This is a genomic window from Vibrio paracholerae (genome assembly GCF_037672085.1).
GTDB lineage: Bacteria > Pseudomonadota > Gammaproteobacteria > Enterobacterales > Vibrionaceae > Vibrio > Vibrio cholerae.
Genome location: NZ_JBBHLM010000002.1, coordinates 663,730 through 677,585 on the forward strand (window position 1 = coordinate 663,730; position 13,856 = coordinate 677,585).

General features: G+C 50.6%; 11 protein-coding genes. 6 read left to right on the forward strand and 5 right to left on the reverse strand.

The genetic code is table 11. The features are described 5' to 3' along the window. Positions 1–265 precede the first annotated feature (265 nt). Together recB and recD are read left to right on the forward strand one after the other, a co-directional pair. Positions 266–3,892, forward strand: coding sequence for an exodeoxyribonuclease V subunit beta (gene recB / locus R4537_RS08335; RefSeq protein ID WP_071179187.1), 3,627 nt, complete (start codon positions 266–268; stop codon positions 3,890–3,892). Beyond that, positions 3,889–6,009 carry an exodeoxyribonuclease V subunit alpha gene (gene recD / locus R4537_RS08340; protein WP_071179186.1) on the forward strand — a complete coding sequence of 707 codons (2,121 nt, stop codon included), beginning with the start codon at positions 3,889–3,891 and terminating at the stop codon, positions 6,007–6,009. The genes recB and recD overlap by 4 nt, the downstream gene beginning before the upstream one ends. A gap of 29 nt (positions 6,010–6,038) precedes the next feature. Here recD and R4537_RS08345 read toward each other — a convergent pair whose 3' ends face one another. Together R4537_RS08345 and argA are read right to left on the reverse strand one after the other, a co-directional pair. After that, entirely contained in the window at positions 6,039–6,224 is a 186-nt protein-coding gene (locus R4537_RS08345) for a hypothetical protein (protein WP_029627461.1), read from the reverse strand. A gap of 227 nt (positions 6,225–6,451) precedes the next feature. Further along, complete coding sequence (gene argA, locus R4537_RS08350) at positions 6,452–7,789, reverse strand: amino-acid N-acetyltransferase (RefSeq protein ID WP_000702682.1); 1,338 nt, start codon at positions 7,787–7,789, stop codon at positions 6,452–6,454. Positions 7,790–8,047: 258 nt separating this feature from the next. Here argA and R4537_RS08355 point away from each other — a divergent pair, with 258 nt between their 5' ends. The 4 genes from R4537_RS08355 to csdE all read left to right on the forward strand — a co-directional run bounded on the left by R4537_RS08355 (position 8,048) and on the right by csdE (position 10,995). Beyond that, positions 8,048–8,452: a DUF2850 domain-containing protein gene (locus R4537_RS08355; protein ID WP_001140308.1), complete on the forward strand. Its 405-nt coding sequence runs from the start codon at positions 8,048–8,050 to the stop codon at positions 8,450–8,452. Between the two features lie 73 nt (positions 8,453–8,525). Further along, positions 8,526–9,644 (forward strand): murein transglycosylase A, encoded by a 1,119-nt coding sequence (mltA, locus tag R4537_RS08360; RefSeq protein ID WP_000044376.1) that lies wholly within the window; start codon positions 8,526–8,528, stop codon positions 9,642–9,644. A 96-nt stretch (positions 9,645–9,740) separates the two neighbouring features. Continuing rightward, positions 9,741–10,556, forward strand: a complete 816-nt coding sequence (gene tcdA / locus R4537_RS08365; protein WP_071179185.1) for a tRNA cyclic N6-threonylcarbamoyladenosine(37) synthase TcdA — start codon at positions 9,741–9,743, stop codon at positions 10,554–10,556. Between the two features lie 7 nt (positions 10,557–10,563). After that, a complete protein-coding gene (gene csdE / locus R4537_RS08370; RefSeq protein WP_029627459.1) occupies positions 10,564–10,995 on the forward strand; it encodes a cysteine desulfurase sulfur acceptor subunit CsdE in 432 nt (143 codons plus the stop codon). A 105-nt stretch (positions 10,996–11,100) separates the two neighbouring features. On the opposite strand, the gene csdA is transcribed toward csdE, so the two are convergent. Genes csdA through panE form a run of 3 tightly spaced genes read right to left on the reverse strand, consistent with a single transcriptional unit; the run spans position 11,101 to position 13,791 of the window. After that, a complete protein-coding gene (gene csdA, locus R4537_RS08375; protein WP_071179184.1) occupies positions 11,101–12,312 on the reverse strand; it encodes a cysteine desulfurase CsdA in 1,212 nt (403 codons plus the stop codon). Further along, complete coding sequence (locus tag R4537_RS08380) at positions 12,299–12,904, reverse strand: DJ-1 family glyoxalase III (protein ID WP_071179183.1); 606 nt, start codon at positions 12,902–12,904, stop codon at positions 12,299–12,301. Before R4537_RS08380 ends, csdA begins: the two co-directional genes overlap by 14 nt. After that, entirely contained in the window at positions 12,901–13,791 is an 891-nt protein-coding gene (gene panE, locus R4537_RS08385; protein ID WP_071179182.1) for a 2-dehydropantoate 2-reductase, read from the reverse strand. The genes R4537_RS08380 and panE overlap by 4 nt, the downstream gene beginning before the upstream one ends. Between the last annotated feature and the right edge of the window lie 65 nt (positions 13,792–13,856).

Consider the following 13,856-nt stretch of genomic DNA (forward strand, 5'->3'; position numbering starts at 1 on the left):
GGATTGGAAATGAGAGAAGTGGGTGGCCGCCAGAAAATCATTATTGGTGTAGGGCGTTCGCTGTACGGCCACAGGTCAGAGGGACCTAAATTCTTGTGTAACAAATGAATTTGTTAACGTGCGCGCAGTGTAAAGCGCCGCCTTGGCTTGTGCCGTGAAGTGGATCTCATAAGCCCATACTCAATCACGGTTTTTTAGTTTAATGCAGAGAAATATTCGTTTTAGGTCACATCTCTGTCATCGGTAGATAGAAGGATTAAGGCTGATGAGTGCCGATTCAAATAAGCTCGCTGTTACGCTCGATACGTTGCGCTTTCCCTTGCATGGAGCGCGACTGATTGAAGCTTCTGCAGGTACCGGAAAAACCTACACCATTGCCGGACTCTATCTGCGTCTGGTGCTTGGGCATGGCTTAGCGGAAACTCGCCACGCGCATCCGCTAAGCGTTGATCAAATTCTGGTGGTGACTTTTACCGAAGCAGCTACCGCAGAGCTGCGTGACCGTATTCGTCGCCGCTTGCACGATGCGCGCCTCGCCTTTGCCCGCGGCGCGAGTGACGATCCTCTGCTTCGCTCCCTGCTGGCTGAATTTACCGATCACAACTTAGCCGTCTCTTTGCTACTTAATGCCGAGCGGCAGATGGACGAAGCGGCCATTTTCACCATCCACGGTTTTTGCCAACGCATGCTGACGCAAAATGCGTTTGAATCGGGCAGTCGCTTTGAAAATGAATTCGTCACTGATGAAAGTCGCCTCAAAGCGCAAGTGGTGGCCGATTATTGGCGCAGACAGTTCTACCCTTTATCGATTGCCCTCGCGAGCGAAGTGCGCCGCTTGTGGCCGGCACCTTCTGCACTGTTGGCTGAGATTGCCGGTTATCTTTCTGGGCCGCCAGTCAAACTGACCACACCTTTAATGGAAGGGGATTTGGCCGCGCTGCAACAAGCGCAGATAGCGCGAATTTCCGAGATTAAGCAGCACTGGTTAGCGGAGCGAGAGGAGATTGAGCCCGCGATAACTGGCTCTGATCTGCACAAAAATAGCCAAAATGCGCTGCTGCGCCGCTTGCCGATTCTGGATACTTGGGCGCAAAGTGAAACGCACGATCTGCACGTGCCGTCAGAGCTTGAAGAGTTCACCCAAAGCGGGTTGCTTGCCAAATCAAAGAAAGGCAATCCGCCACAATTAGCGCTGTTTGAACGGATAGAAGCGTTTCTTGCTGAGCCTGTTTCACTCAAAACACCGCTTTTGGTGCATGCGATTCATCACTGTCGCCACTGGTTGGCGAAAGCCAAATCCACCCATCACTGGCTCTCGTTTGATGACTTACTGACTCAACTCAGCGCTGCGCTGGATAATGATGAGCAAGGGCTATTGAGGGAGCGGATCCGCACGCTGTATCCGGTGGCGATGATCGACGAGTTCCAAGATACCGACCCGCTGCAGTACAGCATTTTCAGTCGGCTGTATCTGGACTATCCGCAGTGTGGATTGCTAATGATCGGCGACCCGAAACAGGCGATTTACGCTTTCCGTGGCGCCGATATTTTCACTTACATCAAAGCGCGCAATCAGGTGCGCGCTCACTACACCTTAGGCACTAACTGGCGCTCCAGCGCAGCGATGGTGGCGGCCGTGAACCAAGTGTTCAGTTCGGCCTCGCATCCTTTTATTTACAGTAATGACATTCCCTTTCAGCCCGTGGCGGCAAGCCCTGACGCTGATAAACGCCATTGGTCACTGGAGGGGCAAGTGCAACCAGCTTTGACCTATTGGTGGCCGGAAGATCTCGATAAGCCGCAAAGCAAGACCGATTACTACGCGCAAATGGCTGAGGCGTGTGCGGCGCAAATCCAGCATATTTTGACTGCTTCGGCCTCTGGCGCGGCGGCCTTTCACCGCGGCGAGGCGATTGAAGCGGGCGATCTGGCGGTGCTGGTGCGCACCGGTAATGAAGCGCGCATGGTGCGCGATGCACTCAGCCAGCAAGGCATCGCCAGTGTGTATCTTTCCAACCGTGACAGCGTGTTTGCCAGCGATGTGGCGCAAGATATTGAACGCTTGCTGCTCGCCGTGTGGCAGCCAGAAGATGAACGCTTGCTCCGTGCGGCTGTCGCCTCGAATCTGTTTGCGTTAACCGCCAGCGAGCTGGATGCGCTGAATAACGATGAAAACGAATGGGAACAGTTGATTGCCGAATTTCGTCAATATCGCCGTTTGTGGAGTGAACGCGGCGTATTGCCGATGCTGCGTGCGGTGTTAACTCAGCGTCACATTGCCGAGCGTTGGCTGGCGGAAAGTGAAGGCGAGCGCTGGCTCACCGATTATCTGCACATCAGCGAGCTCTTGCAGCAAGCGACACGTGAGATCGATAGCGATCAGGGCTTACTGCGTTTTCTGACTCAGGCGATGGCGGATGCTGCGCAAGGATTGGGGGGCAGTGATGAGCAGATCCAGCGCCTCGAATCTGAGCGGCGTCTGGTGCAGATTGTCACCATTCACAAATCAAAAGGGCTTGAGTACCCGCTGGTATTTTTGCCGTTTGTGATGAGCTATCGCGAGAGCAGCGAAGGCAAATATTACGATGCTGAATCGGCCACCACTTGGGTCGATTTAACCGGCAATGAAGAGGCGTTAGCCAAAGCCGATCAAGAACGTTTGGCAGAAGATTTACGCTTGCTGTATGTGGCGCTCACTCGCGCTGTGTATGGCTGTTTTATTGGCATTGCGCCGCTGCGCAACGGCAATTCGAGCCAAGAGCCGACCTCGGCGCATTGCAGTGCGATGGGTTTCCTGCTGCAAGATGGTCAAGAGGGCGGTATTGCGGATCTGCAGCAAGCGCTGCTCAAACAGTGTGAAAACTTGCCAGATGTCGCGCAATGCCCGCCACCGAAGCGTTTCGAACAAGCGTATCAGCCACCAAAATTGGACGAGCGAGAGCTGGCTGCCCGTGAGTTAAGCCAAGTGATTGATCGCCGCTGGCGAGTCACCAGCTACTCAGGCTTGGTGATGCAATCAAGTCATGCTCGTCACGATCCTTTGCAAGAGTTTCCCTTGCTTGAAGTGGGCGGTTTTGATCTTGAGAGCGCGCAAGAGCGTGATGGCGCGGCGCTGGAATCTGTCGAGCGCTCGATTTTCAATTTCCCGCGTGGTGCACGCCCTGGCACGTTTTTGCATTCGCTGTTTGAAGAGGTGGATTTTCAGCAATCGGCGCACAGTGAACCCAATACTAAAATCATCCTTGATTTGATGGAAAGTGAGCAGATTGAAGCCGAGTGGCTGCCGGTGTTGCAACACTTGGTTGACACCGTATTGAGCACGCCACTGGATGGTAAAGCGCTGCGCTTACAACAAATTATGGCCGACCAGCGTCTGACCGAATTGGAGTTTTTACTGCCAATCGAAGTGTTGGATGCGCCAACCTTAAATCGCATCACCCAGCGCCATGATCCGCTTTCGGCACAGGCGGGCGATCTCGGTTTTCACTCGGTGCAAGGCATGCTCAAAGGCTTTATCGATCTGGTGTTTCAATATCAAGGGCGCTATTACGTGCTGGATTGGAAATCCAACCATTTGGGTGACGATCCAGCGGCGTATCATCCACAGCGTTTGGGCAGTGCGATGGCCGATCACCGTTATGATCTGCAATACCAAATTTATGCGTTAGCGCTGCATCGCTTTTTGCGCAGCCGTTTAGCCCATTACGACTACGAGCAGCATTTCGGCGGCGTGTTTTATCTCTTCTTACGCGGGATTGATGGCCGCAGCGATCAAGGCGTGTTCCATACCAAGCCAAGCTTGGCCTTGTTAGATGAGTTGGATGGATTGATTGCAGGGCGCGAGCTGGCACAAAGAGCGAGTAAAGCTGGGCAGATGGAGCTTGATTTATGATGTTTTGGGATAGTGAAGTAGCGAAACGTCTGCTGGCACAAGGCGCGCTGCGTCCTTTGGATGTGCAGTTTGCCCGCTTTATTGGCAAGCAAGCCACGTTAGCTGGGCACAACGCTGCAGAAAGTGAGCTTTTGAGTGTACTGAGCGCAGCGCTCAGTGCAGAACTTGGGCGTGGACACATCTGTCTGCCACTGTGTGATGCACACAGTAATCGCTGCGATCTGGCGGCGCTGATTGGCCTTTATGGTGAAGCGAGTTTGCAGCACAGTGAACGCTGGTTAGCGGTAGACTGGCAAGCCTTACTGCAAGCCTCGCCTTTGGTGGGGCAGCAAGGTGAAGCTGTGCCGTTAATGTTTGATGGCGCAAGGCTCTATCTGCATCGCTACTGGTATTATGAAAAGCAACTGGCGGCGCGATTGACTGAGCTGGCCTTACCCCAACGTTTAAGCCCTGCTGAACTGGCTAACTTGCGTGAACGCCTGAATACCTTATTTGCCCGCGACTATTTAGGCTTGTGGCAAGCGCTACAGCAAAAGCCGCTAAGCTCCGTCGAGCGGATTCAACTGCTGAATGATCGATTGGATGTGGTGGAGTCGGACGCGCTGGATTGGCCTGCGATTGAAGCTGTAGTCGAAAAAGCGCAGCGCGCGGCGGATTTGCAACCGTTAGAGCAGCTTATTCCGCTTACTCACTGCTTAAACTGGCAAAAAGTGGCGGCAGCCGTCGCGCTCACCCGCCGTTTTGCGGTGATTTCCGGTGGGCCGGGAACCGGCAAAACCACCACAGTGACCAAGCTTTTGGCGGCGCTGATTAGCCAAAGCATGGCGCAAGGTAAAGTGCCAGAGATCAAATTGATTGCTCCAACCGGTAAAGCCGCGGCGCGGTTAACCGAGTCGATGGGTAAAGCTGTGAGTCAACTGGCGATAGAGCCTGAGATCGCCGCGGCGATCCCGAGCACTTCCAGCACCATTCACCGTTTGCTTGGCGCGATTCCGGGCAGCGCTGAGTTTCGTCATCATGCACGTAATCCACTCCATCTTGATCTGTTGGTGGTCGATGAAGCGTCCATGGTTGATTTACCTTTAATGGTGAAACTGGTCGAAGCGCTGCCCAAGCACGCTCGGTTAATTTTGCTGGGCGATAAAGATCAATTGGCCTCGGTGGAAGCAGGGGCGGTGCTCGGTGATATTTGTACCTTCCTGAACCAAGGTTACGGCAATGAGCAGGGCGTGCAGTTGGCTGAACTGACGGGGTTTGCCTCTTTGCGCCAAACTGCCAGTAAAACGGTGAATCCGGTGGCGGATTGCTTATGCATGCTGCAAAAAAGCTACCGTTTTGATGCACGTTCTGGCATTGGCCAACTGGCGAAAGCGATCAACAGTGGATCTCCGGCGCGCGTTGAAGCGGTGTGGCAACAGTCGTTCAGCGATATTGAACATTTTGCCCTTAGTGGCGAGCATTATCAGCAACTGCTGCAAACCTTAGTGCAGGCTTATCGTCCTTATCTGAATTTGCTCAATCAATCGACTGAGCAATTTGAGTCGACAAAGCAAACCATGCTCATACTTGCCAAATCAGCACTTGATGCGTTCAGTCGCTGCCGATTGCTTTGTGCGCTGCGTGAAGGCGATTTTGGAGTGATGGGGCTGAACACTCGTATCGAACGGGCGTTGAATGCTCATAAGCTGATTAAAACGCAAGAAGAGATCTGGTATCACGGGCGGCCGATCATGGTCACGCGTAACGATCATGGCTTGGGGTTATACAATGGTGATATCGGTTTGTGTATGCGCGATCGTGAAGATGAGCAGGGCAGACTGAAAGTCTATTTTGAGCTGCCGGATGGCAGCATCAAAGCCGTGTTACCGAGCCGAGTCCCGCAACATGAAACCGCGTATGCGATGACCATACATAAATCGCAAGGCAGCGAATTTGATTTAACCTTGCTGATTTTACCGCCGGATTACAGTCCGATCCTGACGCGTGAGTTAGTTTACACGGGGATCACAAGGGCTAAAAAACAGCTCAAATTGTATTGTGATAATCAAATATTGCAGCGGGCAATTAAAGTGAAAACCCAACGGGCGAGTGGCTTAGTGGCAAGGTTGGAGCAGTAAATGCTCCGCCATTCCGTGGCGGCACAGCGTTAAAGGTTGGCAAAAGCTTTAGTAAAGGTGATGCTGCGGATCTGGTAACGTTCGCGAGATTGGATCAGAAACGTTTTGAGATTATCACTAACGGGAAATACGCAGTGTACATCAAGCCCTGATAGGAACTCGGCGTCAGCCATGTCCCAAAAGCTTTGTAGAGAGTTGCAAATAACAGTTTTCATAGACGATTTTGCTCTTAGATACGTAATGTACTCATAAAAGCAATCCATGCGTGAATTGAGAAAGATCTCAAGCGTCAAATCCTGACTTGATGATTGAACAACATTTAATCAAACGCGCGCATTCTACCGATCTCTATCACAAAATAAAAGCGAAAATCGAAGAAAAAAGATGCAACAATTTGCATCTTTTATTCACTTCTGTTCACACGCTTTTCAACCTGTTGAATTTAAAGCTGCAGCATCAAAATTTTTGAGCGGCGTTGGTAGTTGTATAAGCTCTTTTTCGCCATCGGTAGCGCTTCGACATCGACTTCATTGAAACCTTGTTCACGGAACCAGTGTGTGCTGTGAGTGGTTAGCACAAACAGGTGACGAATGCCCATTTGCTTGGCTTGATGCTTGGTGTGTACCAATAAATGCAATCCACGGTGACCATCACGATATTCAGGATGAATCGCGACACAAGCCATCTCAGCCATGCGTTCCTCTGGATAAGGGTAGAGTGCCGAGCAGCCAATCACTAAGCCATCTTTGTCGATAATGGTGAACTTATGGATCTCTTGTTCCAACTGTTCACGAGAGCGGCGAACCAGAATGCCTTGCTCTTCCAGCGGACGAATCAAATCAAAAATACCGCCGATATCATCAATCGTGGCTTGGCGGATCTGCTCGGCACTGGCCATCACAATTTGGGTGCCGATACCATCAAACGAGAACAGCTCTTGGATTAATGCACCATCTTCTTTGTAACTCACCAAGTGACTGCGTGGCACACCCGCGCGGCAGGCTTTTAAAGCGGCGCGCAAAAAACGCATGGTACTGAAACACTCTTCATCATCAGGTGCGCACTCTTGCTCCATGTTTTTGACGAGGCGTTCAACATCGCTTGGGAAGAGTTCAGCAATCGCATTGCCTTTGGCATCGATGATCCCTTGCTGTGGGCAAAAACCGATCAGCTTGTCGGCTTTAAGTTTTATCGCCACTTGGGTCGCCACTTCCTCAGAAAGCAGATTGAAACACTCACCAGTGACAGAGCTAGCAATTGGGCCAAGCAGCACAATTGAGCCTAAATCCAGCATGCGGTTGATGCCTTCCACATCAATCCGGCGAATGCGTCCGCTGTGGCAGTAATCGACACCTTCATCTATACCTAGTGGTTGAGAGATGATGAAATTGCCGCTCACAACGTTGAGTTGAGTACCCGCCATTGGCGTATTGTTGAGGCTCATCGAAAGACGTGCGGTGATCGCGTGCTGCAGTTGTCCGGCGGCTTGCATCACTAAGCCGAGTGAGGATTCATCGGTGATCCGCACCCCTTTGTGGTATGGCGTATCACGTTGATTTTTCTCAAGGATTTGATTGATTTGTGGCCGAGCTCCGTGCACGAGTACCACTTTAACGCCAAGGCTGTGCAGCAGAGCGATATCGCTGATGATGTTAGGAAAATTTTTATCGGCAATCGCTTCTCCTCCCAGCATAACGACCATGGTTTTCCCACGGTGGGCATTAACGTAGGGCGCTGACTGGCGAAATCCTTTGACGAGAGCGGTACTGCGAATTTTCACGGCTTAACATCCTTGGTGTTTAAATATGCGCAAATAATGACTTTTTATTCCATCTTGAGCAAGTGGTTTTTTATATGACAGGCGGAACCCTTTGTTTATTAGAGACGTTACTGGTCAAAATAAATGAGATGTAAAACAGAGGGATGACAAAAGTATGAACAGCAAGGTTGATGGCAGCATCAATCTGCATCAACGAATGGCACAGTTAATAGTGCAAAGCCTCGCCCAAGAGGTTTGGATAAAGTGAGATAAAGCGCTATGGCAAAAACGGAAAGCAAAAGTAAGGCCTTGAGTAAAGAGCGTTTACTGCTCTTGCTGGCGATTTTAGGTACCTCCTACGTTTTGATGTTGTACAGCAACATCTTTGGTCGTCTGCAAGAGCAGTGGTTTCCTAAGTCTGAGCTGTATGGGATATGGGTTGAGCAGAATGTTGCCCCTTATGCGGCACAAAAAATCACCATTGGCACTCAAGGTATTGTGTTGAATGGGCGTTTGGTCACCACCCATTTTAACTACGATGGCGCTCGACTTGAATTCACGGTTAATGATCAGCCGTATCAATTTGAGATCATGCGTGAGAAAAAGCAGATGAAACAGCGCTTGTCCGCTAACTATCAACCGGTTTATCAATTGTCAGAAAAAGTAAAAAATAATCGCGATTAATCAAACGCTAATTGCACTGTCGCTATGAGTTTGTCATGCTCTGCGCAATAAGCTCAACCCATGGATCATTTTTGTGAGTAAACGTCTTCTCCCCCTATTTACTGCGTTAGTTTTGTTTGGTTGTGCCCAGTCGGTCGACCAAAAGTCGACCGATCTGGCTAAGCAACCTTCTACATCGACTTTTCCTGCTTTGCTCAATCGAAGTACAGTAATTGAATCGAATAAACCTCGCGACTTTACCGAATTCAGTAAGCAGAGTGAGATGGTGGTAAAAAACTCTGCCTCTATGGCGAAAATTTATCAGCCTCTCTATGAAAAGCTGAATGAGTGGGTATTAGAGAGTGGCGATCCTAGCGCTTTAGCACAATTTGGTATTCAGGCTGCGCAGCTTGGTGGAAGTGATAAACAAGGTAATGTTTTGTTTACGGGGTATTTTTCACCTGTGATGGAATTGCGTCACAAGCCAGACAGTGTGTTTAAATACCCTGTTTATGGTTTGCCTAAATGTAATAAAGATTGCCCAACGCGCGCAGAAATTTATCAAGGTGCTCTTAAGGGGAAAGGCTTAGAACTCGGATATGCGGCCAATTTGATCGACCCTTTCATTATGGAAGTGCAGGGGAGCGGTTTTGTGCACTTTGAAGATGACGACACTTTGGAATATTTTGCTTACGCTGGAAAAAATAACAAAGCGTATATAAGCATTGGCAAAGTATTAATCGAGCGTGGTTTGGTTGCTCGGGAAAATATGTCACTTAAGGCCATCAAAGATTGGGTGATGGCAAATGATGAAGCAACAGTGCGTGAGTTATTGGAGCAAAATCCTTCCTTCGTCTTCTTTAAACCGCGTGCAGCTGCGCCTGTTACTGGCAGCGCGGGAATACCATTGTTGCCGATGGCCGCAGTCGCAGGAGATCGTTCAATTTTCCCAATGGGAACCCCGATTTTAGCCGAAGTTCCTTTGTTAAATGCTGATGGTACTTGGTCTGGCGTCCATCAATTACGCTTGTTGATCGTGCTAGATACTGGCGGTGCAGTAAAACAGAACCATCTCGATCTCTATCACGGTATGGGACCTCGTGCTGGGTTAGAAGCGGGTCACTATAAGCACTTTGGCCGCGTGTGGAAACTTGGGTTAGAAAACTCACCAACCCAAGCGCCGTGGGCATTACCGCCAGAGAAGCAGAAATAGTTTTGCCTCTATTGAGTCGGCAGCAAACTGGACATTTTTGTGAAGAGTGCGTATAAATCGCACTCTTTATTTTTCAGCTAGAGTGGAAATGTGGTTATGCGTGAACTCGATACTCCTGCCTCCGACAGTTACAACCAACGTTTTGGTGGTACGCGCCGTTTGTATGGTTATAACGAAGTCGACATTTTACGTGCTGCGCACGTATGTGTGATTGGGATCGGTGGTGTCGGTTCGTGGGCGGTGGAAGCTCTGGCGCGAACCGGGATTGGCGAGCTGACTCTGATTGATATGGATGATGTGTGTGTTACTAACATCAACCGTCAAATCCATGCCATGACCGGGACGATTGGCAAAAGCAAAATCGAAGTGATGGCAGAGCGCGTTAAGCTCATCAATCCAGAGTGCAAAGTCAATTTGGTGGATGACTTCATCACGCCGGATAACCAGCATCTTTATCTCAATAAATCCTTTGATTATGTGTTGGATGCAATTGATAGCTTGAAAGCCAAAGCTTCTCTTCTGGCTTACTGCCGCAGCAACAAAATCAAAGTGATTACGGTCGGAGGTGCGGGCGGACAAACCGATCCAACGCAAATCACTGTGGCCGATTTGACCAAGACGATTCAAGATCCACTGGCGAAAAAGCTCAAAGATCGCCTGCGTCAGCACCATAACTTCCCAACCAATCCAGCGCGTAAATTTGGGATTGATTGTGTGTTTTCGACCGAGCAACTCAAATACCCACAAGCAGATGGTTCGGTATGCGCGACCAAATCAACCGCAGAAGGTCCAAAACGTATGGATTGCGCCAGCGGATTTGGCGCTGCGACGGTAGTGACCGCGACGTTTGGTTTTGTCGCGGTGGCGCGCATCGTCGATAAATTGATTCAAAAGAATAATGTGAAGGCGTGAGGGCATGATGAGTCCATTTCCCGCTCATCCGTTTGGTGATGACATCAATGCACAAACCGTCTTAGAAACCATGCAAACTCTGCACGGTTGGGAAGATCGTTATCGCCAGATCATCCAATGGGGCAAACGGCTGCCTGTGATGCCAGAAGCGCTGAAAAGTGAGCAAGTTCTTGTCTCTGGCTGTGAAAGTGAAGTGTGGCTAGTGGCCGAGCAGCAAGGTGAGCAGTGGTTTTTCTGCGCGGATTCCGATGCACGGATTGTGCGCGGTTTGATTGCGATTGTGCTGGCGGCGCTGAATGGCAAAACGTCTGCAGAAATTAGCGCGTTTTCGATGGATAACTATTTTGCCGAGCTTGGCTTGCTGGCACATTTAAGCCCGTCACGTGGCAATGGCTTGCAAGCGATTGTGGCGACAATTCAGGCCAAAACGCTGAACTGATTTGAATAAACGGATGCTGAATGAAAAGAGCCTCATCGTGATGAGGCTCTTTTGTTGTCATCCCTAAACCACCGCTTAGCTGTGGTGATTGTTTGGCACTTTGCGTTACAGCAGATCCACCGCTTTATGGATGGCGGCGATCAAGCGTTCCACCTCTGCTGCGCTGTTGTACACTCCGAAAGAAATTCGCACCGTCCCTTTTACGCCAAACGCATCCATCAAAGGATGAGCACAATGGTGACCCGCACGAACGGCAATTCCTTGTTGATCGAGTAAGGTGGCGAGGTCTTGATGATGTACACCATCCATTACTAAGCTCAGCACACTGGCGTTAGGCTGATAACCGAGCACGCGAATATCATCGATTTGCGAAATGGCTTGGTAAGCTTGCTGTTGCAGTTGGTGTAAGTGCGCTTCCACGGCGGCTCGATCAAGACTTTGATACCAGTCAATCGCGGTGGCCAGAGCAATGGCACCTGCGACATTCGGCGTGCCTGCTTCGAATTTTCCGGGCAAGCCGGTAAAGGTTGTACCATCAAACGAGACCTTTTCAACCATCTTGCCGCCGCCGTGCCAAGGTGGCATCGCTTCTAAAAGCGCCGTTTTGCCATACAGCACACCAATGCCCGCTGGCGCATAGAGCTTATGGCCGGAGAATACATAGAAATCCGCATCCAGAGCTTGAACATCCACGGTTTCATGGACTATGCCTTGAGCGCCATCGATCACCACCACCGCGCCTTGTTGATGTGCGGCTTGGATGACCGCTTCAATTGGCTGGCGAGTTCCCGTGACATTGGTGATATGGGCGAGGGCAACGATTTTGCAGCGTGGTGACAGCAATTGCCGAAAGGCAGCAAGGCCAAATTCACCCGTTGTTGTCATCGGGATTTTGACCACTTTCGCGCCCGTTTGCTCAGCGACCATTTGCCACGGCACGATATTGGCGTGGTGTTCAGTTTCACTGACCAGAATCTCATCCCCAGCTTGTAATGTGCTGCGGGCATAACTTTGCGCAATTAGGTTGAGTGCTTCGGTAGCACCGCGCGTCCAGATAATATTTTTGCTGCTTGGCGCACCAATAAATTGTGCGACTTGTTCACGCGCGCCTTCAAATTGGCTGGTGGCTTGCGCCGTCAAACTGTGGCTACCGCGATGTACATTGGCATTGTGCTGGCTATAGTAGTGGCTGATGGCATCAATCACACATTGCGGTTTTTGTGTAGTGGCCGCACTGTCGAGATAGACTAGCGGGTTACCGTTGACGATTTGTTGCAGCGCCGGAAACTGCGCGCGGATTGCATCAAGATTGAGCATCAATAAAACCTGAAAGTTCGGTCAGTTGTTGAGGATGAAGAACCATGGGGGCGGCAACGTGTTGCGCCAATTCCACGCCTGCGAGCAGTGCAATCATGGCGAGCGCAAACTCCAGCGCGGTGCCTGGCCCTTGGCTGGTGAGTAAATGTTGCGTGGCATAATAACAGACGCGCTGACGACTCAGGCGTTCTGAAGGAATATGGTCAAAAAAGTTGGGGTGACAAGTCATGCGTGCGCCGACAAATTTCTGCTGTTTGGCGAAAACCAGTGCAGGGGTCGCGCAAATCGCGGCAACCAGTTTGCCTTGTTGTGAGAACGCATCAATCAGTGCTAGTAGCAGCGTACTATCGGCAAACGCTTGCGCTCCGCCCACACCTCCGGGTAGTGCCAGTGCATCAAACGCTTCGGCAGAGCACGCTTCAAGCGTCTGCTCTGCCGTCAGCCAAACACCCCGTGAGCCTTGCACTTGTAACTTGTCGCCGACCGCTGCCATCGTGACCTGAAATCCTGCACGCACCAAAGTATCGACGATGATGACAGTTTCCATCTCCTCGCTGCCATGGGCGACGGGGACGAGAATTCGTTTGCTCATGCCTTGCTCCAACTCTGCTCTAAGGTTTTGATTTGCTCATATAACTCGCTGTTTACCGGAGTTGCAATGCCATGCTGTTCGCCTTTGCGTACTACGTAACCGGTAATAAAGTCTATCTCGGTTGGACGTCGGTGGAAAACATCTTGATGCATGGAAGAGCGATTGGCCGCCGTAGCTTGGATAACTTGATAAACCCCATCACGCAGTGCTTCAGCCTCGCCGCTTATCGCTTCTGCCTGCATAACGGCAGTCACCTCATCTAAAATGGCAGTGATGATCGGCGTAAATTCAGGTGCAGCTAATGCACCGTTGGCGCATTGATGAATCGCGGTTAGCGGATTAATCGCGCAATTCACCGCGAGTTTGCGCCACAAAGCCTGTTGGATCTCAGGATTCCATGTCACTGGAGCGAGTGCGTGATTAAAAACGTCTGCGATAAAATCGCAGCGTGCTCCGAGAGGATTGTAGGGGCCGATCTGGGTTTGCCCTAAGCCAGTATGACGAACTTGGCTACGCGTCATTTTGAGTGCACCGTGGGTTGTGGTGGCAAGCAATACCGGGAAGTTGGCCACAGATTCGTGGATGGTTTCAACGGCGCCCATGCCATTGTGCATAAACAGCAAAATGGTTTCTCGATTCAGATGGGGGAGCAAAGGCTGCAATGCCGCTTCCACTTGCCAAGCCTTGACGGTGATCAGCAGTAAATCGGCATTGATGAGCGTGTCTAAATTTTGATTACGAAATGAGATGGGCGCTTCTTCATCGAGCTGTAGTGTTATGGTCGGCTGAGCTTGACGGCTCCATAGCGCGACTTGATGACCTGCACGATGTAAGTGCAGTGCCCACAAAGAGCCGACAGCTCCCGGGCCAAGTACCACAATATTCATCTCTGTCCCCTACTGAAATTCCAATGCGCCAAGGATAGCGAGGGGAGTTTTGAAAGCAATAAAAA